This window comes from Altererythrobacter sp. Root672, assembly GCF_001427865.1.
In the GTDB taxonomy this organism is placed as follows: Bacteria; Pseudomonadota; Alphaproteobacteria; order Sphingomonadales; family Sphingomonadaceae; genus Croceibacterium_A.
Genome location: NZ_LMHH01000001.1, coordinates 1,556,941 through 1,572,271, shown reverse-complemented (window position 1 = coordinate 1,572,271; position 15,331 = coordinate 1,556,941). Strand labels below are relative to the sequence as shown.

Genomic DNA, 15,331 nt, shown 5'->3' with positions numbered 1-15,331 from the left:
TCGGGTTGATTTTCCCTGGCTCAAAGCGGGTTCCTGAGCACCGCGACAATCTCATCCGGGGTCGAGGCCGGACCAACCGGCGGGGCCGAAACATTGACCCGGTCCGACATCGTCAACGAATCCATGAAGTGGCTGTGCGGATCGATGAAGCCGGGCAGCATGACCTTGCCGGCCAGATCCTTTAGCTCAGCTCCGGAGCCGGCTTGGCGCTTCGCCTCAGCCTCACTGCCCACGAAGGCAATCTTGCCATCGCGAACGAGCACGGCCTCGGCATAGCTGGGAGTGTCGCCTTCCATGGTGAGGATCGGCCCACCCGAGATGACTAGCGCGGCCTTCACGGTGTCAGGCTCGGTTTCCCCGCAACCGCCCAACAACATCGTGAGGCCAAGGACAGCGCCTAAAGCGGCAGCTTTGCCGAACTTAGGCCCGTTAGGGCAGGTCTTAGGCGCGTGTCTATCGGGCATGGCGCAACTCCTTGCACCCGACACTACGGTCGCCCCTCAGTTCAAATCATCGGGGCAAACCCGCAAGGCCTGCGCTCGGAAGACCCGAGCAGATCGACAGCCTCAACAACTGCGCTCCCAGAAGCGCCATGCGTCCGCCCCGGAACTAAGTCCCGGCAACCAGACGCACTTTGTATCGCAGTCCATCCAGGCCCGATACGCCGTCCCAAGCATCGCCTGGTCGCTTACCAACGAGGTTTGAGGAGCAATAGCTCTCTCGGTAAATTCCATCGAAGCACACCCGCTCGCCATCGACGCGCCACTTGCCTCGGTCCGAGAATAGGCCGTTCAAGGAGCTGCGGAACGTGCCGTCCGCACGCATTTCGATCTCGATCCGATAGTCGCGACGTTCCATGACCAAGGTAGTGTCGCGCAGGCCTGTCGCGCTCAAGCGCTGTATCTGGACGACTATCTCATTGGTCTGCACCGGAGCATTTGGCGCCTGGGCGTGAACTGCGAGGCTGCTCGTGAATAGAAGGGCGGCCATGGCCTGCGCTATTTTCATGCCGAACCTCCGGCTGAACTGTCCTGGATAACTGCTCCGCCGTCAGTCGATTGGCAAGCTCATCCCTACGTCCGCCTTCCGTCCAATGCGGACGTTCCGGTCAATTCGGCTGCTCAGTGCTCCCAGCCCAGCCCCTCGCGGTTGGCGATCGGTTCTCCGTCGAGGAACAGCGGCACGAACCCTCGTGGCTCGATGGCGCCGATACGCGACGCCGGCACAGGCGGCTCGACGCCGTCAGGAAGCGTGAACAACAGCTCGTAATCGTCGCCCCAGCGCAGCGCATCCAAACGGCGGGCTTCGGGGGCGGCAATCGGAACCGCTCGGCTGTCGATGGCAAGCGAGACCTGGCTCGCCTCGGCCAGGCGCCAGGCGTCGAGCAGTAGGCCGTCGGATACGTCCATCATCGCCGTTACCAGTGGTGCGAGGGCTTCACCCTCTGCGAGCCGGGCCAGGGGGCGGCGGTAGGCGGTGCTGTCCTCTCCCGTCGCATCCCGCAGCGCCTCGAAACCGAGCATGGCGGCGCCGACGTGACCGGTTAGCCAGAGCCCGTCGCCAACTTTCGCGCCGCTTCTTGAGGGCACTGGCGAGTGCGTCGCCCGGCCGATGGCCGTGAGGCCGAGTGCCTGCGGAGGTCCGCCGGACACGGTGTCACCCCCCAGCAGCGGTACGCCAAAATGTTCCAACGCTTCGCTGAGGCCCTCGGCAAAATCGGCCTGATTAGGCGCGAGCATATAGCCGAGCAGCACACCCAAGGGCTGCGCGCCTTTCGCCGCGAGATCGGACAGGTTGGTCGCCACCAGCTTCCACGCCACGTCCGCCTGCGATTGCGAGGGGAGGAAGTGCCGCCCCTCGACCATCATGTCGTGCGTCAGGACCAGCGTTTCCGTTCCGACTTGCAGCACCGCCGTATCGTCGAGCAAGCTGCGTGCGGCGGGATCGTGGGCGAGGGCCCGGAGTGTGTCGATGAAAGCGGACTCGCCGCTCAACGGGCGACCTTTGCCACCGCGTCGAGCACGCCATTGACGAACTTGGCCTCGCGCGCGTCGAAGAAGGCGTGAGCCACGTCGACGTACTCGCTGATTGCCGCGCCGGTTGGGATGTCAGCCCGCGCGAGCAGTTCGTAGGCGCCGACGCGCAGGATCTGCAGCATGGTCTTGTCGAGCCGCTGGACCGACCAGCCTTCGGCCAGTTTGCTGCCAATCAGCGTGTCGATCTCTTCCTCGCGGGCAATGGCGCCGCTCACCAGGTCGTCGAAGAACTCGACTTCGGCCTGGATGTACTGCTCTTCCTCGATCTCGGCACCTAGGCGGTGCTGGTGGAATTCGTCGAGCAGCCGGGCAAGCGGGGTGTTCTCCATCTGCCGCTGGTACAGCGCCTGGACGGCGGCAAGCCGGGCGGCCGAGCGGGCCTTGGAGCGGGCGGGGGTGTTCATTTCAACCTCAACTGTACGGACTTGGCGTGGGCGGGAAGGCCTTCCATCTCGGCCAGCGCGATCGCGGCCGGACCGATTTTGGCGAGCGCCTCGGCGTCCATCGAAATGAAGCTGGTGCGCTTCATGAAATCGAGCACCGAAAGCCCACTGGCAAAGCGCGCGCGGCGGCCGGTCGGCAACACGTGGTTCGGGCCGGCGACATAATCGCCGACGGCCTCGGGCGTGTAGCGACCGAGGAACACACTGCCGGCGTGGCGCAGCTCGGCGAACAACGCCTCGGGATCGTCGACCGCCAGCTCGACGTGTTCGGCGGCCAGGCGGTTAGCGAGGGCGGGGGCCTCGGAAAGGTCGTTCACGATCAGCAGCACGCCGTTGTCGTCCCAGCTCTGGCGGGCACAGTCTTCGGTGGCGAGCATTGAGCACTGTACGTCGACACGGTCGGCCACCTGGTCGGCGAACTTGGCATCGTCGGTGATCAGGATCGATTGCGAGGACGGGTCGTGTTCGGCCTGGCTCAACAAGTCGGCGGCGATCCAGTCGGGATCGTTGCTTCCGTCGGCGATCACCAGGATCTCGCTCGGCCCGGCGACCATGTCTATGCCAACTACGCCGAACAGCTGGCGCTTGGCCTCGGCCACGTAGTCGTTTCCCGGTCCGGTGATGACATCGATCGGCTTGATGCGCTTGGTGCCATAGGCGAGTGCGCCGATCGCCTGCGCGCCGCCGATGCGCCAAACTTCGTCCACGCCCACGAGGTGGGCTGCGGCGAGGACCAGCGGGTTGCTCTCGCCCCGCGGGGTCGGGGTGGCGACGACGATACGCTCCACGCCCGCGACCTTGGCCGGGATCGCGTTCATCAGCAGCGAGGACGGGTAGGCCGCGCGTCCGCCTGGAACGTAGAGGCCCGCAGCGTCGACCGCGCGCCACTTCGCTCCGAGGCGAACGCCCGCGTCGTCGGTGAAGTCGCGATCACGCGGAAGCTGGTCGACGTGATAGGCGCGGATGCGTTCTGCCGCGAGCTCGAGCGCATCGCGGAGCTTGGGTTCGAGCGCGTCGTAGGCCGCCTTGCAAGCTTCGGGTCCGATGCGCCAGTCGTCGTCGGCGCCGAGCGTGTGGCGATCGAAGCGGGCGGTGTATTCGGCTACGGCCTCGTCACCGCGCTGGCGGACTTTGTCGAGGATGTCCGATACCACGCTCGAAACGTCGCTTTCGGTCTCGCGCCGGTCGTCGACCAGGCGGGCGAACTTGCGCTCGAACTGCGGGTCGCTGGTCAGCAGGCGTTGCATCAGGCGGCTTCGCTTTCAGAGAGGGCGCGGAAGCGCTCGACGAGCTGCGCCACGCGCGGATCGGTCTTGAGCGCGGCGCGATTGACGATCAGCCGGGCGGAGACGGGCATGATCACGTCGGTTTCGACCAGGCCGTTGTCGGCCAGGGTGCGACCGCTCGACACCAAGTCCACGATCCGCAGCGAAAGTCCGAGGGAAGGTGCCAGCTCCATCGCGCCGTTGAGCTTGACGCACTCGGCCTGGATGCCCTGCCGCTCGAACCAGCGGCTGGTCAGGTTCGGGTACTTCGTCGCGACGCGCAGGTGGCTGGCGTTGCCAGGGCTGTAGACGCTCGCATCCTTCGGCTCAGCCACCGACAGGCGGCAGTGGCCGATGTCGAGATCGACGGGCGCGTAAAGCTCTGAATAGTTGAACTCTTCGATCACGTCCGAGCCCACGATCCCGGCATGCGCGGCGCCAAAGGCCACGAACGTGGCGACATCGAATGCGCGCACGCGGATGATCCGCATGGCGCCATCTTCGGTCGCGAAACTGAGTGCGCGGTTGCCCTTGTCGTTGAAGGCGCTTTCCGGCACGACGCCGGCGCGCGCCATCACCGGCAACGCCTCGTCGAGGATCCGTCCTTTAGGCACGGCGAAGGTGAGGGCAGTGGTCATGGCGCGGCCCTAGGCAAAGAGGCAGGAAAGGGCAACGGCGATGGCAGTCACGGGGGTCATGGGCATTACGGACGTGCGCGAGGCGATCGCCTGGCAGGCGGACCATGCGGCCAAGGCCGGCGCCACTCATACAGCCCGTGTGATCCGCGGCGAGCTGGCCATTCTCGATACGCCGACCGAGCTTGCTCGGCGGATGAACAACTGGCCGGGCCTGAGCTTGGAGGATGCGATGCCGCTGCGGGTAGCGGGGGGCCTGCATTGGCTGAGCCTGTCAGGTGCGGACCGACGGCTGGCACCGGTCTATGCCGGAGAGATCACTGTCCAGGCCCTGGTGGATGAACTGGTCGCGGCGGTGGCGGTGGAGTGGGACGCCAAGCTTGTGCCGTGGCTCGACAGTCCGCCGCAGACCAACGAGGCGGGCCGTTCTGCCAGTATCATGGGTGGGTTGCTGTGGCTGTCGCAGCGGTTGGGGCCGAAGTTCGAGCTCAACGAGATCGGCGCCAGTGCGGGCGTCAACACGATGATCGAGCGTTATCGTTATGACCTTGGCGGAACGGAGACCGGTCCCGAGGGCTCGCCGATGCGCATCGTGCCCGAATGGCGCGGGCCGCCGGCGCCACAGGGCGAGGTGCAGATCATCTCCATCCGCGGTTGCGATGTCGCGCCAGTCGATTTGTCGGATCCGGCGGAGGCTTTGCGGCTCAAGGCCTACGTCTGGCCCGACGCGACCGAGCGGATGGGCCGGATCGAAGCCGCCACTCGGCTCGCCGCCGAAAAGCCGCCGCTGCTAGAGCGTAAGGATGCCGAAGAGTTCGTGCTCGAGCGGCTAGCCGCGCCTCAGCAGGAGGGCGTGACGCGGGTGCTCTACCATTCGGTGATGTGGCAGTACCTGCCGCAAGCGGCACGCTATGCGATCTCCGTCGCGATGGAGCAGGCGGGGGCGCGGGCGAGCGCCGAAAAGCCGCTCGCCTGGGTCAGGCTGGAGACCAACCGTGTGACTTTCCGCCATGAGTTGACGGTGCGGTATTGGCCCGGCGGTGAGGACGCAGTGATGCTCGCCGAAGCCCATCCCCACGGGGCCTGGGTGGAATGGTTGGGCTGACGTAGTCCTCCCCGGGACGGGGAGGGGAACCATCCGAAGGATGGTGGAGGGGCACCCTCGATCTACTCAACACCGCAAAGTCAGGAATACTCGCGCGTGCCCCTCCACCCCCGACTTCGTCGGCGGTCCCCCTCCCCGTTCCGAGGAGGACCTAGCGTCAGGCCGCCTCGTCAGCTTCTGTAACCGGCATCTGGTAGTCGGCGGCGATCTTCCACGGATCGCCCGCGTCCCTGCGCCACACCGTCTGGTTGGTAGTCGCGGATGTAGCCGGTTTGCCGGTCGCGGGGTCAGTGGTCGTCACACGCGCCGTGTGGGTGGTGACCACCAGGTCGCCGCTCGAAGCTGCCCAGGCCTTGCCCGGCGTGATTTCGATCTTGAGGTTGGGATCGGCCAGCAGGCTCTCGTAGGAAGTCCCGATCGCCGCTGCCCCGACGGTAGGCGCGCGGCCGTGGGCGACAAGGATCGCCTGGTCTTCGTAATTGCGGGTGGCGCCGCGCAAGTCCTTGGCGGCAATCGCCTGGAATTGGGCTTCCTCGGTTGCGCGCACAGTTTCGAGCACCGAAGCCGTATCGGCAGACGAACCGCACGCTCCCAGCAGCGCGATCGGGGCAAGGGTCAGGAAAGCGGCTCGCATTGTCATCCTCCACCAGGGCAGTGTTCTGCTCTTGAGGTGGCAGGGAATTGGCTAGCCCGCTTTGATCGAGCGCAAACGAGGCCTTGCGATTAATTCCCCCAGCGTCCGAGGCGCTCTTGCCAGCCGCCGTGCAGCGAGAACCACTCCCACACCGCGACCAGCAGCAGCACCGCCACTCCCAGGCTTCCGAACAAAAGCGCGGGCACGTGGACCAGCCATGCATAGATGGCCAGCCATCCGAACAGGCTGAGACCGGCGAGATGCGACAAGGGAAACCTCAGGTGAAGGCTGGAGCCCTTTTTGAACTGGCCGACCCCCAACAGGTAGAGCGACAGACCGCCACACGTGAAGGCGACCAGCGCTCGGCTGGCGTGGTGATCGGGATGGGCCAGCAGCATCTCGTCGGCCACCGCTCCGCCGATCATGCCGATGACGATGGGCATGTGCAGGTAGGTGTAGGCGTCACGCGCGACGCGTCCGGGCTGCGAATGATGCTCGATCAGGTCCGAGCCACGGCGGGCGCCGGTGTCGAAGTAGATCCACCACATCAGCACCGAGCCGGAGAATGCGATCAGGAACGCCGTGAGGTTGGTCGCGGTGAACTCCTGCTCCGCGAACGTGCCGCCGGTCACGACTATCCCTTCGCCGAGCGCGATTATGATGAACAGCGCGCAGCGTTCGGCCAGGTGGTGGCCGGAGATGCTCCAGTCCTCGAGAGTCGAGCGGCCGAGGAACGGCACGCGGAAGAGGGCGAAGGGGCCGGCATATTCGATCGCCAACGCGGCGAGCCACCACCAGAGGCGGTCCCAGCCTTCGGCCAGCAAGGCCCCCGCGATCCAGATCACGGCCGAGGTCATGAACCAGATCGCAATGCGGAGCATGTTGCGGGTGTTGCCGCCCTCCGAACGGTGCATGACATAGACCATGAACAGCGTGCGGCCGACCTGGATGGCGACATAGCTCAATGCGAAGACCAGCCCGCCGTCCTCGAACGCGTGGGGCAGGACGACGGCCATGATCAGGCTCGCCAGCATTACGCAGATCAGCATGATCCGCACCGGCAGCCGGTCGGGTTCGGCCCAGTTGGCGGCCCAGGTGGTGTAGATCCATGCCAGCCAGACGGCGGAGAAAGCGACCGCGGCTTCGGCCAACCCCTGCCAGCTCATCGTTTCGAGGATGAGGTGCGAGATCTGCGTCAGCGCGAAGACGAAGACGAGATCGAAGAAAAGTTCGAGATAGCTGACCGGCGCGTGGCCGCTCTGGTCGCGCAGAAGCGTCCTATGCCTGCTCGACTCCCGAACGCCGTGACCCTCGCTGATAGTAGCCTCCCCTGTTGGCCGCCTCAGGGATAGCTGACCGTCTTCGGCTTTTCAGGCAAGGGGATGAATTCGTGATCGTCGCCTGGCACCAGCGGGAAGCGGCCTGAGGTCCAGTCCTCTTTTGCCTGCTCGATCCGGTCGCGGCTGGAGCTGACGAAGTTCCAGTAGACGTAGCGGTGGGTCTTGAAGGCCTCGCCGCCGAGCAGCATAATTTTGCCGCCGTGAGCCGAGCTGAGCGTCATCGGCTCGCCCGGCTTGAGCACGGTGAGGGCGTAGAGTTCGAGCGGATACCCGTCGATGCTCGCCTCACCGCCGACCAACATGACTGCGCGTTCGTCGGCCTCGGCATCGATCGGAATCGCGCCGGCGGGGCCGAGGTCGATCTCGGCGTAGATCGTGTCGGCATAGCAGGTCGTCTGCGCGCGTTTGCCCCACAGCGAGCCCATGATCACTCGGGCCTTGATGCAGGTGTCCTCGATCAGCGGGAGTTCGCTCACGGCTTCGAACGCCGGGGCGATCTCTTCCTTGCCGTCGGGGAGGGCGAGCCAGGTCTGCATGCCGTACATCGAGGGGCCGGCGTCGCGCTCGCTTTGCGGGCTGCGTTCCGAATGGACGATGCCGCTGCCGGCGGTCATCAGGTTCACCGTGCCGGGGCGGATGGTGGAGTAGCTGCCCAGGCTGTCGCGGTGGTCGATCGCGCCTTCGAACAGCCAGGTCACCGTGGAGAGGTTGATATGCGGATGCGGGCGCACGTCCATGCCTTCGCCGGCCTTGAGCCTGGCCGGGCCGAACTGGTCGACGAACACGAACGGCCCGACCATGCGGCAATTCGGGCTCGGCACCGCGCGGCGGACCTGGAAGCCGCCGAGGTCGTGGGTGACGGGGATGACGGTCTGTAGAATGCTCATTCTGCGTCGAGCTCCGGATAGTGACGGAAAATGCCGTCCTCGTTGAAGGGGATACGGCGGTCGGATGACAGGTAGGCGGCAATGCCGTCGATCTGCGCCACCGCATCGTGCAGGGCGTGGAGGCGAGGGTAGCGGGGCTTCAGCGCGGCCATGCGGCGGGGAAAGGCGTAGCTCAGGCCTTCGACCAGCTGGAACAGCGAGGTGTCGATGGGGCTCCACTTCGCGCCGAGCACGAACGGTCCCTCGTTGACCTCTAGTGCCGCTTCGAAATGGCCGAGGTACTTCGGCATTCGATAGGCGCGGAACGAAGCGGCCGCCGTGAGCGCCTCGGCCTTCTGCTCGTGGTAGTATTTATCGGCGCCGACCGGGTGATGAACGTTGTGCGTTTCGGCGACCAGGTCGGTCACCGTCAGCTGGAGCTGGATTAGCTGAAGGTCGGTTTCGAGGTTGCCGGCTCCAAGGCCGTGCCGGTCGGTCAACCATGCCAGTATATGCGCGACTTGGGCGATCGCGAAGTCGCCGTCGACCAGATAGGGCGGGGCGAACGGACCCAAACCGCCGCGTGCCGCGATGTCCTGCATCAGCGCTTCGGCACCATCCTCGCGCGCCCGGTCCCTGTAAGGGATGCCTGCGCCTTCGAGCGCCAACCGCACAAACTCCCCGCGGCCCTGGATGTTCGGCCAGTACCACAGGTCGTAGCTCATGCCGGTCTAGTCCGCTTCGTTGGGGGCGAAAGCTCGAATGGCGAGCGCATGCACCCGGTTCCCGGGAATGTCGCCCAGCGCGCGGTTGACCAGGCGCTGGCGATCGACGCGGCTCTTGCCCACGAAGGCGGCGCTTTCGATCACCACGGTGAAGTGCGATTCGCCGCTGCCGTCGTCGCCGGCGTGGCCGTGGTGGCGGGCGCTGTCGTTGATGACGTCGAGGCGCGTCGGCAGGAAGGCCTCCTGAAGGAGAATTTCGATCTCGCGTGCGAGAGGTCCGCTCATCGGTTCAATCCGGGGCTTTTCATTCGCGTCCCCTATCACCACTAATGACCGAATGCGCCCCGAGAAATTTCATGGACGATACGAAAACGAAGGCAAGGGCTGCGACGCTCCCGATTGCCAGGAAGCAGGCGAGTTCCGCGCGCCGGGGACGCGCACGCCTGGCTTCGACGGACCGGGAGATTGGCGCTGGTTCTGCCTCCAGCACGTGCGCGAATTCAACGCCGGGTATGATTGGTTCGAGGGCATGTCTGCCGATGAGATCATGGCGGCGCAATCGCCGATAGCCGGCTGGGAGCGGGAGACACGGGCGTTCAAGCCGGGCGCGGGCACGGTGCCGCGTTGGGCCGACTTCGACGATCCGCTCGATGCGATCGGGGCGCGCGCGGCCGATATCCGCAAGCGTGCCGCGGGGCGGCAGGCCATGGCGCGCTTCACCGCGAAAGAGGCCGAGGCGCTTTCGGCCATGGGCCTGGGGCCGGACACCGATCTCCATTCGCTGCGCAAGCGCTACTCCGCGCTCGTGCGCCGCTTTCACCCCGACCGCAACGGAGGGGATCGGAGCCAGGAGGCGCGGTTGCAGCGGGTGGTCGAGGCTTATCAGCTGCTGCGCAAGTCGGCTGCCTTCACCTAAGTACACCTCGTTTCCGTTCGTGGTGAGCCTGTCGAACCACGGCAGCGCTGCGTTGGCGTCCTTCGACAAGCTCAGGACGAACGGGCAGGGGTGGGGTAGCGCTTAGCTACGCGTAGCTGAGCTTCGGGAAGAACGTCTCGCCGCGTCCCTCCGGGATAGTGTCGAGTAAGCCCCAGACGGGATCGGCAAAATCCATCGCGCGGTGGTTCTGGCCCGGTTCGTCGGGGGCGAAGACCAATTCGCTGCCCCAGAAGTGGCTGACCCTGTCGCCATCCTTGCGGAACACGTTGAGCATAGGCTCGTCCCAGTTCTCGCCGTTCTTGAACCCGCGGTGTTCGCGCATGGCGGGGGTGAGGGCGGAAGTGTTGCCGTAGTAGTGATCGCTATAGCTGTTGCCGGCGGTCGAGAGCATCGCGAGATGGTCCCAGCCACGCTCATGAGCCAGGGCTTCAAGCCGGGCGATCGGAGACCGCGACACCACGTAGAACGGCGCTCGCTGCGCCACGTGCTCGGCCGAACCGTCGATCCCGTCGAGCAAATGGGTGCAGCCGGGGCAGGGAGTGTCGCGCTCGGGCCCGAACATGAAGCTGTAGAGCATGATCGAGGGGAACTCCCCGAACAGTTGCGAGAGGCGCACCTTCTCCGGGCGATGGTTCGCGCCGATCCGTTCGAACTCGAAGTCCTCCGGCACTTCGCCACCCGGCGGCAAGCCACGGCGCATCTCGGCCACCGTTTCCGTCTGCCGCCGCAGCGCAATTTCGGCGTCGAGCAGCGCGTTGCGAGCCTCGCGGTAGGCCGAGCTCTCGTTGGGGAACGTCATGCGGGGAAAATTGGCGGTCATCGTCACGCCTCCGTCTTGGTGGCACCTTGCATTTCGACGATCAGCGCCATGTCGATCGCCGAGCCTTCCTGGTACGCCGGCCGCTGGCTACAGCGGTCCCAGTAGGCCTTGAAGCTTGCGCGATCGGGCATCGAGCCGAAGCGCAGACCCCACATGACCTGGCTGCCGACATAGACATCGGCCATCGTGAAGCGGTTGCCGCAGACGTAGTCGTGCGTCGAGAGCCAGCCGTCGAGCGCGTCCATCGTCAGATCGTAGCTGCCGAAGCCGACCATGCGCTGCCTGTCGCCTTCCTCCCAGCCCATGGACTTGGCGGTAACCGATTGCTCGACCGGCCCGGCGGCGAAGAACAGCCAGCGGAAGTAGTCGGCCTTCTCCTCCTGGCGCGGCAAGAGGTCGGGCGCGGACATTTCGGCGAGGTAGTGACACACCGCGGCCGCCTCGCTCACCGCATGGTCGTGACCGTTGTGGTGGTGGATGATCGTGGGCAGCTTGCCCATCGGATTGGCCTTGAGCAGCGCCTGCGGTTTGTTGTCCCAATCGACAAGTACCGGCTCATAGTCCGCATTCGCCTCATGCAGCGCCCAGCGCGCGATCTGTGCCCGGCTCATCGGATTGAAGAAGAACGTATATTCGGCCATCGCAACCTCCAGATCGGCTAGGGACGGATCGGAACATAAGGAGAACAATCCCCGTTTCAACCCCCCTCGCACAATTCTTTGAGCTGATCGGCGCAGGCGCCCCAGCCGGGCTCAAAACCCATGTCGGCGTGGCGCTTGGAATCCTCTTCGGTCCAATGCCTTGCCTTGGCGGTGTAGCGAGTGCCGCTGCCCTCGGGCTCGATCGACCAGATGCCGACCATGAACGGCCCGGCGGGCTCAAGGTCGCCGACGATGGCGTCGGTGAAAGCGAAGCGCTTACCTTCGTCCCAGGCGAGCACCATGCCGTCATGCGGATGCACCTCCCCTTCGGGGCCGTACATCGTGCAGTTCGAGGTCCCGCCGGGGCGTCGATCGAGATTGGCGAACTCGGCGCGCCATGGCCTGGGGCACCACCATTCCTCGATCCGGTTGGACATGACGTCCCACACCTTCTCGGGCGCGGCCTCGATGTAACGGGTGATGCTCAGTTCCTTGGGGTCGCTCATGAATGATCCTCTCGTGAAGTGTCAGTCGCGGTCGGGCGCGCCGAGCGGGAAGAAGGCGCGATAGGGCCGGGCGTCGTCGACGCAGCGCACCACCGGGGGCAAGGCCAGCAGTTCGGCCCGCAGCGCGGCGAGGCGCGGGCAATCCTCGGGTATCCGTTCGACCCAGTCGGCGTAGAACAGCGAGGGTGCCGCGGCGCAAGTGACCAGCGAAACGTGCGGCGGGAGCGTGTTCGTGGTCAGCCAGTCCTCGATCCAGCGATAAGTGTGCAACAGATCCTGCTTACCCTTGTCGAGCAGGGCCTGGTCGGGGTTCTCCGGGTTCGCGAGATAGGCGAACACCACCTGCTGCATGGAGTTCATCACGTAGTTGTCAAACAGCCGGTCAAGCATGCGCGCCATGACCGCATTCCGCGGGTTTTGCGGGATCAGCGGGGCCGGACCGGGATGGTGGATGGCGAGATATTCGATGATCGCAGTCGCCTCGAAGATCACCGTGTCGCGGTCCTTCAGGACCGGAAACTTGCCGTCCGGGTGGGCGCGCCGGACGAATGCCGCATTGCGCGGGTGATCCGGGCTCACCTCCTTGAACTCGAACTCGGTCCCGTTCGCATAGAGCGGGATCAGCGCCTTCCAGGTGTAGGAGGAGAACAGGTGGCCATAGAGTTCGAGCATCACCAGGTCCCCGCCTTCACCTTCTCGCGGCGTTCGAGTTCTCGCTCGCTCACCTCTTGTGTCGCGAACGTTCCTGTCTCGAGTTTGCCGGCGGGTTCATAGGTCAACACCACGTTCCCTTTGGAGCCCACCCGCTGTTCGACAAGTTTGAAAGTGCCAGCCGGCGTGCCTTCCCCGAACAGCCGCTTCCCTTGGCCAACAGCGACTGGGGCCAGCATCAGCACCAGTTTGTCGATCAGCCCACGCTGGAATAGCTGCGGATAGAGCGTCGAGCTTCCCTGGATCACCAGGTCGGGCCCGTCCTGCTGCTTGAGCGCAGCCAGCGCGTCGATATCCGCCAGGCGATGGCTGCCTACCCATTCGAGCGGCGCGTCCGAGCGGGTCAGGACGAACTTCTCAACCTTGGCGAACAGCGCCGCGATCGGGCCATCCATCGGCTGGAACGGCCAGTAGCTGGCGAAGATGTCGTAAGTCCGGCGCCCCAGCAGCAGGTCGAACGGCCCGTCGAACAGGCCATCGATCTGCTCCCCGACCGCCTCGTCGGCCACAGGCTCCAGCCAGCCGCCGTAGGGAAAGTCTCCCTGGTCATCCTCCCCCGGCCCACCCGGGGCCTGGATGACCCCGTCGAGCGAGATGAAGGCGGCGCCGACGATCTTGCGCGGCATGGCGTCAGGCTTCGGCCGGAGCGGCATCGGCCGCCGCCTTGAGGGTGGCGATGTCGATCTTCTTCATCTGCATCATCGCTTCGAAGACCCGCTTGGCCCGGCCCTTATCGGAGTCGGTCGCGGCCTCGGAGAGGAAGCGCGGGGTGATCTGCCACGAGACGCCCCACTTGTCCTTGCACCAGCCGCACATGCTCTCTTGCCCGCCGTTGCCGACGATGGCGTTCCAGTAGCGGTCGGTCTCCTCCTGGTCCTCGGTCAGGACCTGGAATGAGAACGCCTCGCTCTGCTTGAAGTGCGGTCCGCCGTTGAGGCCGAGGCAGGGGATGCCGAGCACGGTGAAATCGACCGTCAGCGGTTCCCCTTCCTTGGCGGAGGGATTGTCGTTGGGCGAGGCATGCACCTTGCCGACTGAGCTGTTGGGAAAGGTCTCGGCGTAGAAGCTCGCGGCCGATGCCGCATCGCTCTCGTACCAAAGACAGACCACTGCTTTGTTGCTGCTCATGATCATGCTCCTTTCGGACCGACGAAGCCAAGGGCCGCGCCGCTGGGATCGGTGGCGGTGAAGGCGAATTCGCCGCCCGGAATTTCCTGCAAGTCCTGGGTCACTGTGCCGCCTGTGGCCTCGACCGCGGCTTTCGCGGCTTCGACTTCCTTGACGCCGAAGATCGGCAGCCAGTGCGGCCTCTCGCCGCCAAGGTCCGGATTGATCGCGCCAATCGCCACGCCGTCGACCTCGACGAACTGATAGTCGCCCAATGGACCCATCGGCATGGCCATTCCCAGCGTCCAGCCGAGCAGGGCAGGGTAGAACTCGCTGGCGGCAGCGGCGTCGGTCGTGTTGAGCTCGTTCCAGCGACAGTGGCCCGGCTTCTGCGGGTCGAACGCGTCGCTCTGGGCATTCGGGTCACCGGGAGGCGGCACCGGATCCATCAGGTAGAACGAGGCACCTTGGGCGTCTGTGACCATCGCCATGCGGCCGACGCCATCCATGGTGGTGGCGGGCATATGGACCGCACCGCCGAGCGCCTGCGTCTTGGCGACCGCGGCATCGACGTCCTTGGTGTGGAAGTAAGGCACCCAGTGCGGCTGCATTCCGCTATCCGACATCCCAGAATTGAGCGACAGGACACCGCCGGCATAGCCGCCGCTGCCGCGCCGGATCTCGCGGTACTCGGAGCCATTGGGCATGGGATGACCCTCGGCCGGGATCTCCCAGCCGAGCACCTCGCGATAGAAAGGCGCGACGCCGCCCGGATCGGGCGTCATCAGCTCGTACCAGATGGGACCGCCTTGCGTGCTTGCCATGGTCGCTCTCCTTCAGGCGTCGACGATCGGCACAAAGCCGCCGAAAATCATCCGCTTGCCGTCGAACGGCTGTTCGAGGCCGTTCATCCGCTCGTCCTGCATCATCTTGCCCCAGCCGGCATCGCGGGTGTCCTTGTCGGGCCACTCGATCCAGCTGAACACCACCGCCTCGTCGTCCTTGCGCTGCACCGCGCGGTGGAAATCGGTGACCTTGCCTTCCATGAGGTCGTCGCCCCAGGCTTCGACCACCCGCGTGGCGCCGCTTTCAAGAAGCACCTCGGTCGTATCCGAGCTGTAGGCGCGATAGGCTTCCTTGTTGTTGGCCGGCACCGGCAGCACGACGCCATCGACATAGCCGGGTTTTCCGCCCGGACCCTCTGCGTGCATCGTCTCGAAGCCCGACCAAACCATGCGCTGGCCGTCGAACGGCATTTCCGGCATTTCTTTGAAGCGCGGATCGCTCATCATCGCCTGGTTGGCGGCGTCGCGAGCGGCCTTGTCGGGATATTCGATCCAGCTGAACAGGACCGTCTCATCGTCCTTCGCGGCCACCGCGCCGTAGAGGTCGTTGACCTTGCCGTGCGGCACGTCGTCGCCCCAGCCTTCGACCATTCGGCCCGCGCCCAGGTCCTTGAAGATCGGCACCGCGCCCTCGGCATGCTCGCGATAGGCATTCTTGTTGGCTGTCGGGACAGCGGCCAGGAAACCTTCGATGTAGCTCACGGTATCTCTCCTT

At 65.3% G+C, this 15,331-nt stretch carries 21 protein-coding genes and 1 pseudogene; 2 read left to right on the top strand and 20 right to left on the bottom strand.

Features of this window, described 5'->3' with window-relative positions; genetic code table 11:
* Positions 1 to 20: 20 nt before the first annotated feature.
* From ASD76_RS07610 to hisG, 6 genes are all read right to left on the bottom strand, one after another.
* Positions 21 to 464, bottom strand: a complete 444-nt coding sequence (locus tag ASD76_RS07610; protein ID WP_156457581.1) for a hypothetical protein — start codon at positions 462 to 464, stop codon at positions 21 to 23.
* Between the two features lie 145 nt (positions 465 to 609).
* A complete protein-coding gene (locus ASD76_RS07605) occupies positions 610 to 1,008 on the bottom strand; it encodes a hypothetical protein (RefSeq protein WP_055920683.1) in 399 nt (132 codons plus the stop codon).
* A gap of 113 nt (positions 1,009 to 1,121) precedes the next feature.
* Positions 1,122 to 1,994, bottom strand: coding sequence for a thiamine-phosphate kinase (gene thiL / locus ASD76_RS07600; protein ID WP_055920682.1), 873 nt, complete (start codon positions 1,992 to 1,994; stop codon positions 1,122 to 1,124).
* A complete protein-coding gene (nusB, locus tag ASD76_RS07595; protein ID WP_055920680.1) occupies positions 1,991 to 2,440 on the bottom strand; it encodes a transcription antitermination factor NusB in 450 nt (149 codons plus the stop codon). The genes thiL and nusB overlap by 4 nt, the downstream gene beginning before the upstream one ends.
* On the bottom strand, positions 2,437 to 3,726 hold the full coding sequence (gene hisD, locus ASD76_RS07590) for a histidinol dehydrogenase (RefSeq protein WP_055920678.1): 1,290 nt from the start codon (positions 3,724 to 3,726) through the stop codon (positions 2,437 to 2,439). Before hisD ends, nusB begins: the two co-directional genes overlap by 4 nt.
* A complete protein-coding gene (gene hisG / locus ASD76_RS07585; RefSeq protein ID WP_055920675.1) occupies positions 3,726 to 4,382 on the bottom strand; it encodes an ATP phosphoribosyltransferase in 657 nt (218 codons plus the stop codon). Before hisG ends, hisD begins: the two co-directional genes overlap by 1 nt.
* A gap of 40 nt (positions 4,383 to 4,422) precedes the next feature.
* Here hisG and ASD76_RS07580 point away from each other — a divergent pair, with 40 nt between their 5' ends.
* Positions 4,423 to 5,484: a DUF2332 domain-containing protein gene (locus tag ASD76_RS07580; RefSeq protein WP_055920672.1), complete on the top strand. Its 1,062-nt coding sequence runs from the start codon at positions 4,423 to 4,425 to the stop codon at positions 5,482 to 5,484.
* A gap of 157 nt (positions 5,485 to 5,641) precedes the next feature.
* On the opposite strand, the gene ASD76_RS07575 is transcribed toward ASD76_RS07580, so the two are convergent.
* From ASD76_RS07575 to ASD76_RS07555, 5 genes are all read right to left on the bottom strand, one after another.
* Positions 5,642 to 6,118 carry a YybH family protein gene (locus ASD76_RS07575; protein WP_055920669.1) on the bottom strand — a complete coding sequence of 159 codons (477 nt, stop codon included), beginning with the start codon at positions 6,116 to 6,118 and terminating at the stop codon, positions 5,642 to 5,644.
* An 89-nt stretch (positions 6,119 to 6,207) separates the two neighbouring features.
* Positions 6,208 to 7,389: a low temperature requirement protein A gene (locus ASD76_RS07570; RefSeq protein WP_235506666.1), complete on the bottom strand. Its 1,182-nt coding sequence runs from the start codon at positions 7,387 to 7,389 to the stop codon at positions 6,208 to 6,210.
* 71 nt (positions 7,390 to 7,460) lie between these two features.
* A complete protein-coding gene (locus ASD76_RS07565; RefSeq protein WP_055920663.1) occupies positions 7,461 to 8,345 on the bottom strand; it encodes a pirin family protein in 885 nt (294 codons plus the stop codon).
* Positions 8,342 to 9,049, bottom strand: coding sequence for a glutathione S-transferase (locus ASD76_RS07560; protein WP_055920660.1), 708 nt, complete (start codon positions 9,047 to 9,049; stop codon positions 8,342 to 8,344). Before ASD76_RS07560 ends, ASD76_RS07565 begins: the two co-directional genes overlap by 4 nt.
* Before the next feature lie 6 nt (positions 9,050 to 9,055).
* On the bottom strand, positions 9,056 to 9,334 hold the full coding sequence (locus tag ASD76_RS07555; protein WP_200943052.1) for a BolA family protein: 279 nt from the start codon (positions 9,332 to 9,334) through the stop codon (positions 9,056 to 9,058).
* A 52-nt stretch (positions 9,335 to 9,386) separates the two neighbouring features.
* Between ASD76_RS07555 and ASD76_RS07550 the strand changes: the two genes are divergently transcribed.
* Positions 9,387 to 9,965, top strand: coding sequence for a J domain-containing protein (locus tag ASD76_RS07550; RefSeq protein WP_055920658.1), 579 nt, complete (start codon positions 9,387 to 9,389; stop codon positions 9,963 to 9,965).
* A gap of 106 nt (positions 9,966 to 10,071) precedes the next feature.
* Here the strand turns inward: ASD76_RS07550 and ASD76_RS07545 are convergent, their stop codons facing one another.
* From ASD76_RS07545 to ASD76_RS18590, 9 genes and pseudogenes are all read right to left on the bottom strand, one after another.
* Positions 10,072 to 10,806 (bottom strand): DUF899 family protein, encoded by a 735-nt coding sequence (locus ASD76_RS07545; protein ID WP_200943051.1) that lies wholly within the window; start codon positions 10,804 to 10,806, stop codon positions 10,072 to 10,074.
* A gap of 2 nt (positions 10,807 to 10,808) precedes the next feature.
* Positions 10,809 to 11,447 carry a glutathione S-transferase family protein gene (locus ASD76_RS07540; RefSeq protein WP_055920654.1) on the bottom strand — a complete coding sequence of 213 codons (639 nt, stop codon included), beginning with the start codon at positions 11,445 to 11,447 and terminating at the stop codon, positions 10,809 to 10,811.
* Positions 11,448 to 11,503: 56 nt separating this feature from the next.
* Entirely contained in the window at positions 11,504 to 11,953 is a 450-nt protein-coding gene (locus ASD76_RS07535) for an SRPBCC domain-containing protein (protein WP_055920649.1), read from the bottom strand.
* 21 nt (positions 11,954 to 11,974) lie between these two features.
* Positions 11,975 to 12,625 carry a glutathione S-transferase family protein gene (locus tag ASD76_RS07530; protein WP_235506664.1) on the bottom strand — a complete coding sequence of 217 codons (651 nt, stop codon included), beginning with the start codon at positions 12,623 to 12,625 and terminating at the stop codon, positions 11,975 to 11,977.
* A complete protein-coding gene (locus tag ASD76_RS07525; protein ID WP_235506557.1) occupies positions 12,625 to 13,317 on the bottom strand; it encodes a dihydrofolate reductase family protein in 693 nt (230 codons plus the stop codon). Before ASD76_RS07525 ends, ASD76_RS07530 begins: the two co-directional genes overlap by 1 nt.
* Positions 13,295 to 13,792: a VOC family protein gene (locus ASD76_RS07520; protein ID WP_055923052.1), complete on the bottom strand. Its 498-nt coding sequence runs from the start codon at positions 13,790 to 13,792 to the stop codon at positions 13,295 to 13,297. The genes ASD76_RS07525 and ASD76_RS07520 overlap by 23 nt, the downstream gene beginning before the upstream one ends.
* A gap of 2 nt (positions 13,793 to 13,794) precedes the next feature.
* Positions 13,795 to 14,595, bottom strand: a complete 801-nt coding sequence (locus tag ASD76_RS07515; RefSeq protein ID WP_055920644.1) for a VOC family protein — start codon at positions 14,593 to 14,595, stop codon at positions 13,795 to 13,797.
* A gap of 12 nt (positions 14,596 to 14,607) precedes the next feature.
* Positions 14,608 to 14,982: a DUF1428 domain-containing protein gene (locus ASD76_RS18595; RefSeq protein ID WP_235506662.1), complete on the bottom strand. Its 375-nt coding sequence runs from the start codon at positions 14,980 to 14,982 to the stop codon at positions 14,608 to 14,610.
* 42 nt (positions 14,983 to 15,024) lie between these two features.
* Positions 15,025 to 15,318 (bottom strand): annotated as a pseudogene (locus tag ASD76_RS18590) (DUF1428 domain-containing protein); the annotation flags it as partial.
* Between the last annotated feature and the right edge of the window lie 13 nt (positions 15,319 to 15,331).